8 protein-coding genes are annotated in these 17,892 nt (G+C 63.5%); 2 read left to right on the forward strand and 6 right to left on the reverse strand.

Annotated features, from left to right (window positions below; genetic code table 11):
• Positions 1-97: 97 nt before the first annotated feature.
• Together K289_RS0100385 and K289_RS0100390 are read right to left on the reverse strand one after the other, a co-directional pair.
• Positions 98-2,329, reverse strand: a complete 2,232-nt coding sequence (locus K289_RS0100385; RefSeq protein ID WP_027549623.1) for a CHASE2 domain-containing protein — start codon at positions 2,327-2,329, stop codon at positions 98-100.
• Between the two features lie 72 nt (positions 2,330-2,401).
• Positions 2,402-9,118, reverse strand: a complete 6,717-nt coding sequence (locus K289_RS0100390) for a FecR domain-containing protein (RefSeq protein WP_245283823.1) — start codon at positions 9,116-9,118, stop codon at positions 2,402-2,404.
• Between the two features lie 682 nt (positions 9,119-9,800).
• Here K289_RS0100390 and K289_RS0100395 point away from each other — a divergent pair.
• A complete protein-coding gene (locus K289_RS0100395; protein WP_027549625.1) occupies positions 9,801-10,550 on the forward strand; it encodes a transglutaminase-like cysteine peptidase in 750 nt (249 codons plus the stop codon).
• Positions 10,551-10,722: 172 nt separating this feature from the next.
• Complete coding sequence (locus K289_RS0100400; RefSeq protein WP_027549626.1) at positions 10,723-11,838, forward strand: hypothetical protein; 1,116 nt, start codon at positions 10,723-10,725, stop codon at positions 11,836-11,838.
• A gap of 547 nt (positions 11,839-12,385) precedes the next feature.
• On the opposite strand, the gene K289_RS0100410 is transcribed toward K289_RS0100400, so the two are convergent.
• The 4 genes from K289_RS0100410 to K289_RS0100425 all read right to left on the reverse strand — a co-directional run bounded on the left by K289_RS0100410 (position 12,386) and on the right by K289_RS0100425 (position 17,891).
• Positions 12,386-12,646, reverse strand: coding sequence for a hypothetical protein (locus tag K289_RS0100410; RefSeq protein ID WP_245283824.1), 261 nt, complete (start codon positions 12,644-12,646; stop codon positions 12,386-12,388).
• 1,246 nt (positions 12,647-13,892) lie between these two features.
• Positions 13,893-15,092: an ABC transporter substrate-binding protein gene (locus K289_RS0100415; RefSeq protein WP_027549629.1), complete on the reverse strand. Its 1,200-nt coding sequence runs from the start codon at positions 15,090-15,092 to the stop codon at positions 13,893-13,895.
• Positions 15,093-15,187: 95 nt separating this feature from the next.
• A complete protein-coding gene (locus K289_RS0100420) occupies positions 15,188-17,026 on the reverse strand; it encodes a long-chain fatty acid--CoA ligase (protein WP_027549630.1) in 1,839 nt (612 codons plus the stop codon).
• Between the two features lie 76 nt (positions 17,027-17,102).
• Positions 17,103-17,891 (reverse strand): ABC transporter ATP-binding protein, encoded by a 789-nt coding sequence (locus tag K289_RS0100425; protein ID WP_027549631.1) that lies wholly within the window; start codon positions 17,889-17,891, stop codon positions 17,103-17,105.
• Between the last annotated feature and the right edge of the window lies 1 nt (position 17,892).

Raw genomic sequence — 17,892 nt, forward strand, 5'->3', positions numbered from 1 at the left:
AAGCAATCCAGAAATGCATCCGCGGAGACACTCTGGATTGCTTCGCTCCGCTCGCAATGACGAGTGTGGGCGACGGGGAGCCCAATCACTCGCAGCGCTACTTCGTCAGCAGCGCATACGCCCCGGTCCAGCCGTCGGGTGGCGGATTGAGCTGGAAATCCTTGATGCGCGCTTCGTAGAGTTTGAACAGCTTTTCCAGCGTGTCGGCGTCCTCGCTTTTGCGGCCGCGATCGATCGCGGCGAGCGCGCCCTGCCAGTCACGGCCGCGGTAGCAGCCGAGCATCTCGATGGTGATGTTGCGCAGCCGCTGGAACGCGGCGGAATGCATCACGTCCTCCCGGCCGGCAATGGCGTAGATCACCTCCGGCTCGGTCTTGCCCTTGACCATGATGAAGTCGAGCTCGAGGATCGCGAACTTGTCCTTGGCGGCGAGCGCCGTCTTGGAGCCGACGATGATTGGGAAACCGTATTCCTTCGACTGCCCTTCCAGGCGCGAGGCCAGGTTCACGCTGTCGCCCAGCACCGAATAGTTCTTCTTCAGATCGGAACCCATGTTGCCGACCACGCCGATGCCGGTATTGAGGCCGATGCCGACATTGAGCGGGATGTAGACGTGGCCGCCCTCGGCGGCCTCCTGCTCGCGCGCCTTGTTGACCGTGTCGATCTGCTCGAGCATCTGGATCGCGGCCTCGCAGGCGTTGACCTCGTGTTGCGCATCGTCGAGCGGCGCATTCCAGAACGCCATGATGGCGTCCCCCATGTATTTGTCGATATAGCCCTTCTGCTCGATGATCACGTCGGTCAGCGGCGTCAGGAAGCGGTTCATCAGCGCGATCAGGCCCTGCGGATCCTGCTTGTAGCTCTCGGAGATCGTGGTGAAGCCGCGCACGTCGGAGAACATGATCGTCATCTCGCGCTCCTCGCCGCCGAGCACGAGCTTTTCCGGCGACTGCGCGAGCTGCTCGACCAGAACGGGCGACATGTACTGCGCGAACATGCCGCGGATCTGCACGCGCTGGCGCTGCTCGCGCACGAAGCTCGCGAAGATCAGCGTCAGGTAGATCGCGGTGGTCGACAAGAGCGGATAGGTGAAGTCGATGAGGTAGCGGTACTGCGCGTAGAAGAACCAGGACACGCCGACCAGGACCGCCGCGAACATTCCACCCGCGAGCACAAGCCGCACCGGGCCGAGGTTCGGCGTGAAGATGATGACGAGCAGGCCGATGATGAGCGCCGCCAGCAGCTCGACGCCGAGCGCATAGTTCGGCTGCGAGATCACCGCGCCGCTCAGCACGCTTTCGAGCACCTGGGCGTGGATCTCGACACCCGGCATGTTCGCCGACACCGGCGTGGTCTTGATGTCGTTCAGCCCCACCGCGGAGGTGCCGATCAGCACCAGCTTGCCGGCGATCTTGCTGGGCGACACGCTGTTGTCGAGCACATCGGCCGCCGAGACGTAGATCGAGGGGTCCTGGCGGGCATAGTGAACCCAGAGCTGGCCGTTCTTGTCGGTCGGAATCTCGACGCCCTTGAGGCGGATCGCCCTGACGCCGGTCTTGTCGGTCCTGACCAGCAGCGTCGGCGTGCTGGTGACGACGCGCAGGATCTCGAGGCTGAGCGAGGGCATGATATTGCCCTGCGCACGCATGATCATCGGCACGCGGCGGATCAAGCCGTCGCGCTCGGTCCTGATGGTAAACAGGCCGCGGCCGGCGGCAACCTTCTCGATGACGGGCACGTTGCGGAGCAGGCCCGGGAATTCGAACAGGAAGCGTTCGGCCCCCTCCTCGCCGACCGTCGCCACGCCCGTGAAGGGAAGCGTCTTGTCGATCTCGGCGGTAGCGGCCGGCTGTCCGGTCTCACCCAGCACCACGCGCGAGCCCTTGATGGCTTCCGAGAGGGTCTGGTCGTTGGTCGGCAGCTCGCGCAGCTTGGCACGGGTGACGTCGTCCAGATAGCGCATCTGGCCAGCGACGATATCCGGATTGAGCCGGTCGGGCTCGGAGAACACCACGTCGAAACCGATCGCCACCGCGCCGAGATTGGTGAGATTCAGGATCATGTCGGCGATCCGCGTGCGCGGCCACGGCCACTGGCCGAGCTTGCCCAGGCTCCTATCGTCGATGTCGATGATGGTGACCGGCCGCGCCGCCTTGTGGCGCGGATCGATCAGCTGAAACATGTCGAAGGTGCGCAGGCGCAGTTCCTGGATCGGCGGCGGATCCCAGACGCGAAGCCCGGCGAATCCGATCAGCAGCGCCAGGCACATCAGCCGGGCAAACCCGAACTTTCGCGCGAACCACCGCCATAGGATTTTGAGGCGCTTCATACTTGTCGAATATCACGCTTTCACGTCCAAAGGCAGCCTCGATCGAATGCGCCGACGACTTCCAGGTGACGATCAGTGGACGACGAAGTCGCTTGCATGGAGACTGCCGACGCTGACGCCCTTCAGGACGATGGTGTCTGCTGCATCGATTGTGATCAAGGTATCTGCCGAGTTTGCCGGAGATGCGGTGACGTGCTGAGCCATCCAGGCGGAAGCATTGTCCGTCGTCACGACCGCTGACAGGTCGATCTGATCTTGACCCGACGTGAAGTTCACGATGGTATCGTGGTTCGAATTGGCCGAGAACACGAACCGGTCCTCATAGCCGGTTCCGAACAGCACATCCTTGCCGGTCGTACTGTTGAGGCTCACCCGATCGTTCGCGCTTTCAGCGAGATTGAATATCAGATTGACCGTATCGGTCGCACCGTGACCATCGGTCACGGTGAGCGCAACCGTGTCGGTGGAAGGCTCAGCGGTGCCCTCGCTGTAGGTAATGGTCTGCAATGCCGAGTTGATGCCGGCTAGCGAACCGGACCCTGTCGAGGGGGTGACATTGCTGCCCGATACGGCAGTGCTGGCAGTGATCGCGAACGTTTCATCGGCGACTGCATCGACATCGGTGACCGACAGACCGTGTACGGTCACGCGCTCGTCGCTGGTTTGCGTGACGCTGACGTTCTCGGTGTCAATGACCGGCGCGTCGTTGCTGCCGGCGATCGTCACGGTGACCTGCGCCGTGTCGGTCTTGCCCTGATGGTCGTCGAGCGTGATGGTGGAGACCACCGTCGCGGTCTGTCCCTCGCCGAGGAAGTCCAGCGCGCTGTCAGTGATCGAATAGCTCCAGCCAACGGCGCCATTGTTCTTGCCGGTCGTCTGGATCGTCAGCGCATTTTCCAGCGCGGTGACCTCACCCGGCGTCAGCGTAAGTTGGGTCGTGTGGTCGGCATCGAGCCCGGTCACGGCCTGGTGGCTGATCGTCGCCGTCGGCCGGTCGGTCAGGTCGACGTCGGTGAAATGGATCGTGCCGGTCGCGGGGGTCGACTGATCCGACGTCGACGAGCCCGTGAGGTTCGCCTGCTCCGCGACGCCGGCGCTTTGCGAGGTCTCCGACGGGGTAAAGGTCGGCTGGTCGTCGTCGGCACTGTACGTGATCAACGTGCCGCCATGGCCGTCGGTGCTGCCGGCGAAATGCGCATTGCTGTAGTCGCCGACCAGGGTCAGGCTGATGCTGTGACCATCGGCATCGGTGACGGTGAGCACGCCGCCGTTGTGTGCGGCGTTGCTGACATAGGCCGCGCTGGTGCCGAGCCCATATTCGATCGTCGACAGATCGATCTTGTCGGTCGCGGCAAACCCCGCGATCGAACCGCCGAAATCCGACGTATCGATCTGGAGTTCGGCGCCGCCGCCGGCGAAGGTGACGGTCTGCGACACCGTACCGTGGACATCGAGCGTCGCGCCGGCATCGATCTTGACCGAGCCGGAGCCCGACAGCGAACCGAACAGCGTCAGGGTTCCGGTGTGAACCTCGATCGAGTCGGTATTGATGATGGTGCCGGTGATCGACGCCGTGCCCCAGCTCTCGATCTCGCCGGAATTGCCGATGGTGAACGCCGTTCCATCGGCGCCCGCGATCGAGGCACCGTTGTGCAGATCGATCTCGCCGGCATTGCTGATCGAGGACAGTGTGCCGAAGACGCTCGTTCCGGACACCGTCCAGACTCCGTGCGCCTCATTGTTGAAGGTCGCGGAGGCAACCGAAATGTTGCCGTTGATGTGGCCGGTGTTGTTGATCGTGATGGCGCCGCCGGTCTCGACGATCGCGTAGGTCGTGGCGGTCACGGTCGAGCCGACAGCCGGCCCGATGGTGCCGGAATTGTCGATCACCGCGGCGCCGTGCGTATTCTCCTGGATGAAGATCGCCGCATGGCCGGTCGGGGCCAAGATCGAGCCGCTGTTGGTGATATGCGTCGAACCGATGGCGCCCGCATCGTTCTGTGTAACGCTGATACCGGCCAGGCTCGTGCTGGTGATATGGCCGTCATTGGTGATGGTGACGTTGCCGGCGCCCGTGGCAAGGGCGGCCAAGCCGACAGTGCCGGTGGCGCCGCCTTCATTGGTGACGCTGACGTCGCCGCCGCCATGGTCGAAAGCGGCGATCGCCGTGCCCGCGGCGGTGATCGACGAATCCAGGCCTGTCGTAACCGACACAGCACCGGCGCCCCAGGTGAACGCCTCGATGCCGTAGCCCGCATCCGTGATGATCGTGGCATCGCTGGTGACCGTGACGGCGCCGGTGACGGCGCCGTTGAAAGTCCCGTTGCCGCCCGGCTTGTAGCCCGCGATGATCGCACCTGGCGTGGTGAGATCATTATTCAGGGTCGAGCCGGAATGAATGGCACCGTGCGCCTCGACATCAATCTTGCTGTGCAGACTGCTATCAATTGCCGTCGCATAGTTGACCGCGACGATGCCCGAGCTGCCCGAGCCGCTCGTGTCGATGTTGTCGCCCTTCGCCATGGCGACGCTGATGTTCCCCTGGTCCTCACTATAGGCGATGATGCCGTAGCCGGTCGTGCTCGTCACCGACACGTCGCTGCCGAGAGTGATGCTGATGTCGCCCGCAACCCCGCCCAGCGCGTTGGCGCGAATGGCATCGTCACCGCCCGTGACCGTCGCACCGGCCCCGAGCGTGATCGTGATGTCGCCCTGATCGATGCTGCTGCCGTAGATGCCAAAGCCCGACGTTCCCGTCACCGATGTGTTGATGCCGAGGCTGATGCTGACGTTGCCGGTGCCGCCGCTCAGCGCCTGGGCGCGGATACCCTCGTCGGCGCCGACGATCGTCGTGCCGGCACCGTCGTTCACCGTAACGTCGCCATTGCCGTAGTTGTAGGCATGAATGCCGTAACCACCCGCGGCCGAGATGTCGGCGTGGTTGTTGACGACAACTGAGCCGGCGACTTTGGTGTTGGCGACACTACCGGTGTTCGCACCGGTGTAGCCGGCCTGAATCCCGGCCGGCGAAGTGTTGCTCTGGTTGAGCGAGGCGCCGGAGTGGATGGTGCCGTAGGCATTGACGGTGATCGTGCTCCCGACGGACGCATCGAGCGAGGCTGCACGATTGACCGCAACGATGCCGGAGCTTCCCGAGGTAACGACACTGCCGGCGTCGGTCGTGATCGTCTCGCTGCCGCTGCCATAGCTGCGCGCGCGAATGCCGTAGATCGAGGCGCCCGTGATATTGCCGCCGGCCTCGATGGTGATCTTGCCGTTACCCTGCGTGGTTGCATCGATGCCGTAGGCACCGCCTGCAGCGCCGCCGAGCTGGGTGATCGAGATGTCGCCACTGTTGGCGGCGTTGAGATTCTCGACGAGGATGCCTTCCGAACCCGCCCCCGTCCCGGTGGCCTTGCCGGTGAGGTTCTTCACCGTGATGCTGCCGGCGCCGTTCGCACTGTCGCTCAGCCAGATGCCATGGCCGGCGAGACCCGTGATGTCGCCGGTCGCCGTCAGCGAGATATCGCCGGTGCCGTCCTGGGTGACGACAATGCCGTTGGCCTTGCCCTTCAGCGCGCCGGTCGGCGTCAGCACGATGCCGGCATGCGAGCCCTTCAACCCGGTGAAGTCGAGCGCGTCGCCACTTGATGTCTTGATGTCGGCCGCGCCGGTGATCGTGAACGCGCCGTCGGCCGAGGTCTGGCCGGCAATGGTGCCGGTAAAGTTCTGGCCCGCGACCTTGTCGAGCTGCAGCGTGCCGGCGCCGCCGGCAAAGGTGATGGCCTGGGCGTCCGCCCCCGCGAGCTCGAGCTTGGCACCATTGTCGATGATCAGCGTGCCGATGCCGCTGAGGCCGCCGGCAAGATTCAGCGTATCGCCCTGCACTTCGATGGTGCCGGTGTTGGTGACGGCGGCCGTGACCTTGTTGGAGCCGGAGACGCTGTAGAGATGGCCGGAATTGTTCAGATTGCCGTCGTTGATCGTCACGTCCGACAAATAGAGCTTCGAGATGCCGTCGACCGTGATCACGCCGGTGCTGGCGTTGTTGACGATCATGGTCGAGAGCTTCAGCGTGCCGCCATTGATCGCCTGGATCAGGCTGTCGTTGGTAATGATGTGAAGCACCGCGGGATCGATCGTCAGCGTGCCGCTGGTGACGGTGATCGTGCCGGTGTTGGTGACGTCGCTGTTCGTGATGGCGCTCGTGCCGATCGATTCCAGCGTTCCGGCGATCGTCACCGTGCCGCCATCGATGGTCGCGTTGTCGACGATCAGCGTCGCGCCGGCATCGACCTTCAGCGTGCCGCCGGCATTGTGAATGTCCGCCTGCGTCGTCAGCGTCGTCAACGTGCCGGACAGCTCGATCGTGCCGGAATTTGTGATCGACGTCCCGCCGGCGAAATCGCCGCCGCCCGCGAGCGTCAGATAGCCGGCATTGGCGAGCACGCTGGTGCCGAGGATCTCGGCCTTGCCGCCGACCAGGATGATGCCCGCAGCGAAATTGGTGAGCTTCGAATCGGCGCTCATGCTGAGCGCGCCGGCGATCGTCAACGTGCTCTTGTTGATGACCTCCGGGACCTTGTGCAGAGGCGTGATGTCGTAGTCGTTCATCGTCAACGACTTCGCAAACGCCGCCACGTCGATCGTCACCGGATAGGATGGCGTCAGCCCGATCAGCTGGTTGGTGATGACGATGACGTCGTCGTCGATCGTCGGAGCAACGCCGGTCTCCCAGTTGGTTCCATCGCTCCAGAGGCCACCGAGTGGAGCGCCGTTCTCCGCGGTCGCGATCCACACCACCGCCGGGCTGTCAGTGCCCGTGATCGTGACCGTGATGGTCTGGTCCGCGCTGACGCCCTGCGAATCCGTGACCTTGACCGTGTAGGTCAGCGTCAGCACCGCGTCCTTCGGGATGAAGTCGGCGAGGTAGACGGGAATTTCGCCCAGAGCCCAGGTGATCGCTCCCGTGCCGGTCCCGGTGCTGTCGTGGCCGGCCGCAATCGAGACCGACATGGCAGTCTTGAAGAACTTGAAGATGGCGTCGGGCACCGTGCCGCCGGGCAGGACCGCGCTGAAGTCCGATACCGAGACCGTGTGCGTGTCGGTCAGATCGACGTCGGTGAAGGTCAGCGTCCCCGAGGTCGGCACCTTGCTGGTGAGCAAGCCGCCCTCCACGCTGGTGCCGCCGTCGAAGGTGATGGTCGGCACGCTGGTGGTGATCGCCGGCTTATCGTTGGTGCCGGTGATCGTGATGGTGATCGGGATGTACGCCGTTTCGTTGTTCGCGGCGAAATTGTTGTCGACGCGAACGATGTAGGTCAGCGTCAGCGTCTCGCCCGCCGCGAGGAAGTCGAAGAGCTTGTCGGGGACGCTATAGGTCCAGACCGCCGAGCCGTTGTTGTGGTTGCTGGCATCGGGCACGACCGAGATATTGATCTGGGTTGCCGCGATGTCCTGCTTCTGGAGGGCCGTGAGCGTGGCAGTGACGTCCTGATGGCCGGCGTTCTGGTAGACGAAGTTGGGCGCTTGGGCGAGATCCACCTTCACCGTCGGCTGGTCGGCCAGGTTGAAGTCGAGGAAGGTGACCCTGCCGCTGACCGTGTCGACGTCGGTCGCGTCGCCTGTCTTGCCCGTCCGCTCGGTGACGGCGAACGCCGTCGCCGGATTGTCGTTGAGGTCGAGGCTCCGCGACTGGGGCGCACCGGGGATGCGGTTGTTCGACGTCGTGTGATCGCTCGGCGCCTGCGGAGTCGCACCCTGCTGGTTGAGATTGACGAAGATCGGGATCGCGACGTAGCCGGAGGCCGTCTTGATCACGAGTCCGTCGCTGGTCTGCGTGATCGTGTCGGTGAAGTTCGTGGTCTGCTTGGTGTTGGTGTTGTTGTCGGTGAACTTCAGCGTGAACACGTCCGTGATCAGCTTCTGCACATCCGGCGACAACAGCGCATTGCTGACCGAGACGTTGCCACCGCTGATCTGGATCATCTGACCGGCCTGGTTGACGGTCGCGATGGGCAACAGCGTGATCTTGTCGAACAGGATGTAGGAGCCCGTCGTGCCGTTCGGCTCGACCAGCACCTGGAAGCTCGCCTGCGGCTGCGGATCGCCGCCGCCCGGCGGAACGACGAAATTGATCTGGGTCAGCACCGCGGTGCCGCGGATGCCCATGGTGGCAACCGGCGTGTCGATCTTCATGTCGCCGTGCTTGGCGGTCTCGCCGGCGACGAAGGTGATGGTGCCCGCGACCAGGCTGAGCAGCGAGGAATTGCTCGACCCGTTGGGGTCGTAGACCATCTCGTTCAGCACCATCCGCGCGTTGGAGGACAGGCCGAACACGGTGCCGTCGATGAAGGTGACGCCGAGCGTCGAATCCGCGCCGGTCGAGACCACGTCGCCCTTCTCGACGTTGTCGCCATTGTTCAGGATGATCGAGACGCCGTTGCGGACTGCGGTCGCGCTGCCGGCGAGCTTGGTGACGTGACCGATGACCTCTGCGCTGGCAGCGCCGGGCGCCGCCTGCGCATACTGGACGTGCCCCGTGAGCGCGCTGACGACGTCGCCGGTGAGATGCGCGCCGTCCGGCGAGGCGATCGCCGCGCGCTTGTCGCCCTTGAAGTAATCGTGAACGACGAACTCATGACCGTCGTTGGAGAGCACGAGATCAAGGCCCGCGCGGCGGAACTCACCGTGGAAGATCAGGTTCGGATCGGGAACAACGACGGCGCCATCCGGCACGTGTCCATGGCCCTTCGCCGTGAAGGAATCGACATGGACGTAGGCGGCCAATGGGGAACCCTGGCCATCCAAGGAGAGCGCGGCGTCAAATTTGCCAGCGTAATTCAACGGGGCACCGCAAAAGAGTTAATATTTAAATAAGTATCGGGCGCTCGGGCCCCGCCTAAGCTTGCATAGCATTACCAAGTCCTTAGCGAAACCATTGATTGCTTGTGTGATTTCGCGTGACGAGGCCGCTCGACCCGTCTCGGACCGTCAGATCCCAGAGAAAGCAAAGTAATCATTCGAATATTTCCGGTAGATATCGGCTCGTTCGAGCGCATGCCCCGTATTCCAATGTATTTCGTCGTAGATGCTCGCCAGCGAATACTTCAGTCGTCTTTTATGTCTGGTTCCCTGCACCATCCTGCGGCAAATACGGAACTAAAACTGTGAGGTAGATAACAGAAGCCGTGAAATAGCGGGCCGTTAGCCATAGAACCCAGAATCAATTGTTCCACAGCCTGGACCTGCAATTTGTTCCATTTCGCGGCAGCCGCGCCCTCCTAGCCGCCGATTCGTAAAATTTTACGCAAACCGTCGAGTCTGATTTCAGTCTGTTTATTGGTTTTGGCGCCCCCCGCCCGGCGCGTTAAGCTGAACGGAACGCCCCGCCTCGCACCATCTGCGCGAAAGCAACAAAGCCGGCGCGGACGGGTCGAGGGGATCTGACGTAGCCGGAAGGGGATGTCAGATGGAGACCGCCGCTTACAGCCGCGCCTGGCGCGCAATCCTTGTCGTCTGCGGATTGATCCTGCTCGGATCGGCCGCCGAACTTCGCGCCGGCACGCTGCTGTCGCCTGGATCCGCCCTGCTGGTGCGCAAATCCACCGAGCCGTTCGGCGTATTCGCCTTCGCGCTCTCCGCCGGCGACCTCCGGCAGAAATGGTTCGCGCTCAAAGACAGGATCGACGACGACATGGTGCAGCTCGCACTGTGCGACGGCGATCGCGACAACTGCGCCTCGCCCGCGGCCCTGAAGCTGCTCGCCATCGTCGACAAGGCCCGCGCCCGCGAGGGCCGCGCGCGACTGGGTGAGACCAATCGCGCCATCAACCTTGCCATCAGGGCCGCAAGTGATGGCGCCGAAGACGTCTGGAGCTCGCCGCTTGCGACCTTCCAGCGCGGCGCCGGCGACTGCGAGGACTATGCCATTGCCAAGCTGGCTGCGCTGCGGCTCGCCGGCGTTGCGGCCGAAGACCTCCGCATCGTGGTGGTGCGCGATGCGCATTCGGGCGAAGGACATGCGGTTGCTGCCGCGCGGCTCGACGGCCGCTGGCTGATGCTCGACAACCGCCGCATGGCGATGGTCGAGGACGAGAATGCCCGCAGCTACCAGCCGCTGTTCGTGCTCTACCAGTCCGCCGTGCTGAAATATGCCGACGAGCCGGTGCGGGAGAGCCCGCGGATGTCGCTGGTCGCCCTGAGCGCCGAGGCGCATTGATCCTGCGAACTGTAACCCGGATGGAGCGAAGCGAAATCCGGGTCTCTCTCGCTTCTCGTGCGGATCCCCGCTCCATCCGGGCTAGGATTATCGGACAGCCGCCCTGCCACAAAGGCATTTCGCCGCGCGATCCGGGGCGCTAGCATGGTCCGACCATGCGGGGGCGAGTGGAATGCGACTCATCGTGCTGACTGTGCTTGCGCTGCTGGCGTCGCCGGCCTGCGCGCAATCCGGCAATTCCGACCGCTCCATCACCGACAAGCTGCCGCTGTTCGCCAAGAACAACTGCGCGCAGAATCGCGATCCCGCCAATCAAATGTTCTGCGGTGACGCCGAGCTCGCCGCCGCCGCCGAAAAATTGAGCGGAGCGATCGAAGCGCGGCTGGCCCGCCTGCCTGATCGCCTGCCGGCGATCGAGGAGAACGCGATCTGGATCCGGCAGCGCAGTCTCGGTTGCGGCATCATCGGCCAGGCCGCGGTCCGCTACGAGGACGTCGACCGGGTCAAGGCCTGTCTCCTCAAGGTGACCGAGGAGCGCACTGCCATCCTGCGCGATCCCGATTTCGATTGCCTCGCGGCCAACACGGCGGCGGGCGCGCTGATCTGTGCCGATCCGTCGCTGGCGCTCACCGAAACGGAGCTCAACGGCCAAGTCCTCGGCCTGATCAACAAGCTGAACCCGACCGAGGCGCGCTTTGCCTTCGCCGAATATGGCCGCTGGACCAGGGAGCGCGACCGCAAATGCAATCTGGTCGGCAAGGAGAACGTGCCGCTCCAGGAGCTTTCGCCTGCGGAAGACTGTCTCACCGAGTATCTGAACCGCAAGACCGCTGAGATCTCCGCCGCCAAGGGCGATCCGAAGAAGGTGTTCGGCCGGCAGGTCGCGGCGCGGCTGCCCGACACCGATGCCGTCGACTTCTGCGCCGCGCGAATTCATGCGGCCAATGCCTGCGGCAATTTCATCCGGATCAACCGCGTCTACGCGGTCGACAGCCAGGTGAGCGAGCAGGAGGCGCAGGTCATGGGCGAGATCGAAATGGTCGTGCTGGCCCCCTTCACCGCCTGCAGCAAGATTGCCTCGACCTGTACCGGCACCTGCTGGGACACCAGATCCGGCCGGCCGCAGCCGGGCGCCGCCAACAAAGAGCGCTCCGCAGAAGCCTTCAACGTGACACGCCGCTTGAGGATCCAGCGGACCTTCGCCTTCGTGAAAGCCGCCGACGGCTGGCGATGCCGGGAAGACGAACTCGCGCCGGTGAGCTCGGGCGTCGCCACAGGCGGGTCTTAGCCGCGAGTTTCCTCTTCCTTCTCCCCTTGTTGGCGGTGGGTCCGAAGAGGCTCACCGCCAAGTTTCATTGCCAAGTCTCATTGCCAAGTCTCATTGCCAAGTCTCATTCAGCGCGCAAATGCTCCAGCATCCGATTGCAGGCCTCCTCGGCCTCACCAAAGGTCTTGAATGGTGATCCGCTGATCTTGATCGCGCCTCTGGTCTCATAGAGGGGTCGCCAAGACGCGACATAGCCGGGGCTTCCGTGAAAGCCGGTCCCGGTCCGACTTTCGAAGCTGATTGCAAACGAAAAGCCGTCGCTCCTCGCGCTCCATACGTCCATGTGCTCGACGGCACGGTGGAATTGCAGAGACACGAGCCAGTCGCTCTCCTAAGGCCAACGCGCGACAATGCAGCCAATCGTCTCCGCTCCCGCGCGGGTGGCCCCTGCCGGGATGTTGAGTTGTCATTTCAAAGCATGACCTCACTCGGGACTAGTGTACTTTGGGGCATAAACGATCGCGATGGCGATACACTTGCGGGTAGCGGATGCGGGCGTTGCCCGCCACTACCGCATTTCGAGCTCCTTGATCGCCAAAGCCGCGATTTCGGCCGGGTGATGGACACCGCTTTGGGCGATCTCGATGATCTTCTTCGCGACCATCTCCGCAAGCGGGTCGTCGCGATCCTTCACGCAAAGTGTATGGAGCGCCTGGCCGTACGCTGCCGTGATGCGGCTGACCATTTCCGCGTCCAAATCGAGGGTGTGCGATCCCAGGTAAGTAGACATGTTCTTGGCCTCCCAAGCCCGCGCGGGTACCAAGGGCATGATATCACGGAACTCAGTTGGCGATCGGAGAACTACGGGCCCTCAGAGAGCCGCGTCAGCGCCAAGCCGGGGGCGGTCGCGCTTTGGTCCTGCTCGCGATGGGCAGATTGCTCGCCCACGACCACGGGAATGAGAAGACCGCCAACTTGGGGCGGCCTAATTCTTACTACGGCTGTAGGCCCGGCGTGGCCAGCCATTCTCTCAGGTGAGAAGCGGTCTTGGCTCGTCGAGCTTGGCGAACAAGCCGCTCTCTGCCAGGCGGAACGCCTTGAGCCTCTTCCCTCAGACGCTGCGCCTCCTCCACGAGCAGTTCTTCCAAAGTGGTATTCTTGAAACGAAGTCTTCTCAGCATGGCCTTGCTCCCTGGAATGCAGGTGGGAGCGCGATCGCTCTCTCAGCTACCGGCGCCTACAGAAAGTCGGTCTTGGCTGGTTCAGTCTTGGCTGGTTCAGTCTTGGCTGGTTCAGTCTTGGCCGGTCATGCAGGGCAACGCCTCCACACGGCCAAGGTTGCTAAGCCGGCTCGAGCTGCACGCCGCCTTGAGGCTACGAGCAGCCACGATAAATTCACCTATGACAAAAGATTTCGGTTCCACCGGATCGGGATAAGTTCGATGCGCGTTGTCATGGCGGCGGCAGGAAGGCCGTGCACATGCAAGGAGGCTTGTGCACATCAGGGCTAACGGTGGCAGCCATGGTGGACCCTCCTCCAACCCGTGCCCATGATCCATTCCCCGGTTTGGAGCCGGAGCACCGCCGAGCGATTTGCGACGAAATTGGCGGGCAACTTCGCGGCGCCCTCGCGGAGGATGCCGCGCCGTTACCATCACGACTGCAAGGACTGGTCGAGCGGCTTACCGAGGTGGACGGCACGCCCTCAATCGCTCCGGGCCGTCAAGACGATCCCGCATCCCTGCCGCTCTGGAAGCGGGTATTGAGATTTTGGCGGTTCACCTAGGGGCGATGCCGCGAAGACGAACTCGCACCGGTAAACTCCGGCATCCTCCTCAAGGGCAGGGCTATCGCATATGAGAGGGAGTTTGGCAGGCTCCTCCTTGCGGCCCATCCTTCGAGACGCCCGCTCTTGGCGGGCTCCTCAGGATGAGGTCTTGGTGCGCGGCAAAATCTTCGACCCTCATGGTGAGGAACGCCGCCTTGCAGCGCGTCTCGAACCATGAAGGCCGAGCGCGCGCCACAAGGGCATATGCGATAGCCCTGCCCTCAAGGGGAGGGTGAACAACACCGCATCAGAACATCAGATTGTCCTTCACCAGGACCCAGCGGCCGCCCTTGACCTGCTGCACCTGGGTGATGGTGTTGGCGAGGTGGTCGGTCTTGGAGAACTTGGTCGGCGGCGAGCTGAAGATGTCGAGGAATTTGTCGCCCGACTCCAGCGAGTCCAGCATCTTCTGGCCCGTGAGATCCTTGCCCGCCTTCTGCGCATAGAAGGCGAAGGTCATCACCGCGTTGTAGCCGATGATCGCCTGGGTATTGGCATCGGTGTTGAACATCTTCTTGTAGTTGACGAGCCAGTCGTGGACCTTGCCCTTGGCCGAGTCCTCGTACGGGATCTCGAAGCCGCTCGCGGCATAGAGCCCTTCGACGGCCTCCTTGCCGAGGGTCGGCACTTCCAGCACGTTGGTCGGGGTTGCGCCGAGGAAGGTGACGTCCCAGCCGAGCTTCCTGGCTTCCGTCATCGCGCCGATGGTCTCGCGGATCACGGTGCCGAGCACGACGAGATCGCAGCCGTCGGACTTCATCTTGGCGACCTGCGCGCTGAAATCGGATGCGCCGCGCTTGTAGCTCGTCACCGAAGCCGGCTGCACCTTCATGGCCGCGAGCTGCTGGTTGAAGCCGTCGAGCACGTTCTTCCCGTACTCGTCGTCCTGATGCATGATGCAGGGCTTCTTGAAGTTCTTCCACTCCATCATGTATTTGAGCGCGGCGCGCGTGCTCTCGACGTAAGGCAGGAGGTTGTTGAACTTCAGCCGCTCCTGCGGCTTGGCCGGATCGAACTTGAAGGTGAACTCGGCCGCCGTCAGCGGGAAGAGCTGCAGCACGCCGGCGTCGAACAGCGTGTCCTGCGCCGCCAACACGGTCGGCGAGCCCATCGGCCCGATCATCGCGAAGATCTTGTCGCGCTCGACCATCTTCTGCGTGGCGAGCACCGCCTTCTTCGGATCATAGCCGTTGTCCTCGAGGATCATCTTGATCTTGCGGCCATTGATGCCGCCGGCCGCGTTGACCTCCTCGACCGCCATCTTCATGCCGTTGGAGACCGGCACGCCCCAGACCTTGATCGGCCCCGACAGATCCTGATGGGTGCCGATGACGATCTCGGATCCCGAGATGCCCTCATTGGTGACCTTGGTTTGCGCCGCGGCCGGCAGACAGGTGAGCGCCACCGCGCCTACCGCAAGGCCGAACGCTCTCAACGATTTCGCCATTGACGTCTCCTCTCCCTTAAGGCCCGTGTTGCGCGAAGGCGGGGGCCACCGCTCCTTCTTCTTTTCTGCGCATGCCCCTTCGGGGACACGCGTCTTCACGCCACCGCGCGCTCGCGATACATCGCGTCGATCTCGGCGGCATAACGCTTGTTCACGAAGCTGCGCTTCAGCTTCATGGTGGGCGTCAGCTCCTCATCCTCGGGGGTGAGCTGACGCTCGATCAGGTAGAACTTCTTGATGGCCTCGACGCGGGCGAAGTTCACATTGACCTGCTCGATCTCGCGCCAGATCAGATCCTGGATCTCCATCGCCCGACACAGGCTCGCATAATTGGTGAAGGGGATGTCGTGGTCCTGGGCGAATTTCTCGACATTCTCCTGGTCGATCATGACGAGGCAGGTGAGGTATGGCCGCTTGTCGCCGATCACCACGGCGTCGGAGATGTAGGGTGAGAATTTGAGCTGGTTCTCGATCTCCGACGGCGTGATGTTTTTGCCGCCGGAGGTGATGATGATGTCCTTCATCCGGTCGGTGATCCTGACGAAGCCTTCGTTGTCGATGCTGCCGACGTCGCCAGTGTGCAGCCAGCCGCGCGCATCGATCGTCTCGGCCGTCTTCTCCGGCTGGTTCAGATAGCCCATGAACAGGAAGTCGCCCCGGATCAGGATCTCGCCCTCGGGCGAGAGCGACACCTCGCCCCAGGGCACCGCCTTGCCGACCGAGCCGAGCTTGATGTGCTCGCCCGGCATCATGGTCGCGACCCCGCAATTCTCGGTCTGGCCGTAGACCTCGTGCATGTCGATGCCGAGCGCGAGATACCAGCGGATCAGGTCCGGCGCGATCGGCGCCGCACCGGTGAACGCGGTGTGGCAGCGATCCAGTCCAATCATGCGGCGGATGTTGCGGAACACCAGGCGATAGGCGACGCGGTTGGCAATCCGAAGCAGGAGCGGCGGCGCCTTTCCCTCGAGCCGGCAATCGGTCATGCGGAGGCCAACGTCGATGGCGCGGCGATAGACCCATTGCTGAAGCGGCGTCGCGTCCTTGAGCGCAATGGTGATGGCGGAGTAGAACTTCTCCCAGATGCGCGGCACCGCAAAGAAGACGGTTGGCTGCACCTCGCGCAGATTGTCCGGCACGGTCTCCGGGCTTTCCGCGAAATTCATCACCGAGCCGAGCGCGACCGAGATGTAGTAGCCGGCGACCCGCTCGGCGACGTGGCAGAGCGGCAGGAAGATCAGCCGGTCCTCATCCTCCCGAGAAGGAATGAACTCGTTGGCGTGGCGCATCTGATGCGTCACGCTGCGGTTGGAATGCATCGCCCCCTTGGGCGGGCCGGTCGTGCCGGAGGTGTAGACGAGAATGACAAGATCGTCCGCGCTGCGGCTGTCGGTCATCTCCTGCCACAGCGCCTCGCGGCCGACCATGTGATTGCGGCCGAGCGCGCGAAACTCGTCCAGCGACATCACCATGTCGTCGACGAAGCCGCCGAGGCCCTCCATGTCGAACACGATGATCTTCTGCAAGCTCGGGCAGCGCGCACGGCAGGCGAGGATCTTGTCGAGCTGCTCCTCGTCCTCGGCGAAGATCACCTTCGTGCGGGAATCGTTCACGAGATATTCGACCTGGGCCGACGCGTCGGTCGGATAGATCCCGGAGGAGACGCCGCCGGCGCACAGGATGCCCATGTCGGCATAGACCCATTCCGGCACGGCGTTGGCGATGATGGAGGCGACGTCGCCGGGCCGGAAGCCGGTCGCATGAAGCGCGTAGGCGATCTCCTTGGAAATCGCGAGCCACTCGCGCCAGCTCGTCGGCTGCCAGATACCGAACTTCTTTTCGCGAATCGCAGGCCGGTCTCCGCGCGTCGCAACCGCGCGCAGAAAGCTCCTCGCGATCGTGTCAGCGACCGTCAGCACCGCCGGTCGGGCCATGCCATTCCCTCCTTGTCGCTTCCCCTCCGCTGCCTGCCTTGCCGGCGGTCTATGTCTTGCGGACGGGCAACCTCATTTAACGCCACGTTTTCTTCTTTTTCCAGCGCCGTTCGCCCCGCGCGCCTTGCTCTTTGGCGCCAAGGTAGAATTCCTGGATGTCCTGGGAATGCATCAAGCGGTCGCAGGTGTCGTTCATCACGACACGCCCGATCTCCAGCACATAGCCGTAATGCGCCGTCTCCAGCGCCACCTTGGCGTTCTGCTCGACCAGCAGGATCGACATGCCCTGCTCCTCGTTGACGCGGCGGATGATCGTGAAAATCTCCTTCACGAGGATCGGCGACAGCCCCAGCGACGGCTCGTCGAGCAGCAGCAGCGTCGGCCGGTTCATCAAGGCGCGCCCGATCGCGAGCATCTGCTGCTCGCCGCCGGAGAGCTGGCCGGCCGGCTGGTCGATGCGCTCCTTCAGTCGCGGGAAATAGCCGTAGACCCGCTCCAGATCCTCCGCGACGCCGTCGCGATCCCTGCGCGGATAGGCCCCCATCATCAGGTTCTCGCGCACCGAGAGGAACGGGAACACCTCGCGCCCCTCCGGCACGTGGCTGAGGCCGAGGCGCACAATGCGGTCCGCCTCCATGCGCTGGATCGGCTTGCCCAGGAACTCGATCGTGCCCTTCTGCGGATCGAGAATGCCCGAGATGGTCTTCAGCACCGTGGTCTTGCCGGCGCCGTTGGCGCCGAGCAGCGCGACGATGCGGCCGCGGGGCACCTCCAGCGAGATGCCGCGGATCGCCATGATCGGCCCGTAATAGCTCTCGACGTTGGAGAGCTTCAGGATGATGTCGGGCGTCGCGGTCGCATCCATC

It is taken from the genome of Bradyrhizobium sp. Cp5.3, assembly GCF_000426265.1.
Classification (GTDB): domain Bacteria; phylum Pseudomonadota; class Alphaproteobacteria; order Rhizobiales; family Xanthobacteraceae; genus Bradyrhizobium; species Bradyrhizobium neotropicale.

What these genes read in the sequence shown, in the direction of transcription:
- K289_RS0100385 (WP_027549623.1), bottom strand. Translation starts at nt 2,329, where the DNA reads ATGAAGCGCCTCAAAATCCTATGGCGGTGGTTCGCGCGAAAGTTCGGG.
- K289_RS0100395 (WP_027549625.1), top strand. Translation starts at nt 9,801, where the DNA reads ATGGAGACCGCCGCTTACAGCCGCGCCTGGCGCGCAATCCTTGTCGTC.
- K289_RS0100400 (WP_027549626.1), top strand. Translation starts at nt 10,723, where the DNA reads ATGCGACTCATCGTGCTGACTGTGCTTGCGCTGCTGGCGTCGCCGGCC.
- K289_RS0100410 (WP_245283824.1), bottom strand. Translation starts at nt 12,646, where the DNA reads ATGCCCTTGGTACCCGCGCGGGCTTGGGAGGCCAAGAACATGTCTACT.
- K289_RS0100415 (WP_027549629.1), bottom strand. Translation starts at nt 15,092, where the DNA reads ATGGCGAAATCGTTGAGAGCGTTCGGCCTTGCGGTAGGCGCGGTGGCG.
- K289_RS0100420 (WP_027549630.1), bottom strand. Translation starts at nt 17,026, where the DNA reads ATGGCCCGACCGGCGGTGCTGACGGTCGCTGACACGATCGCGAGGAGC.
- K289_RS0100425 (WP_027549631.1), bottom strand. Translation starts at nt 17,891, where the DNA reads ATGGATGCGACCGCGACGCCCGACATCATCCTGAAGCTCTCCAACGTC.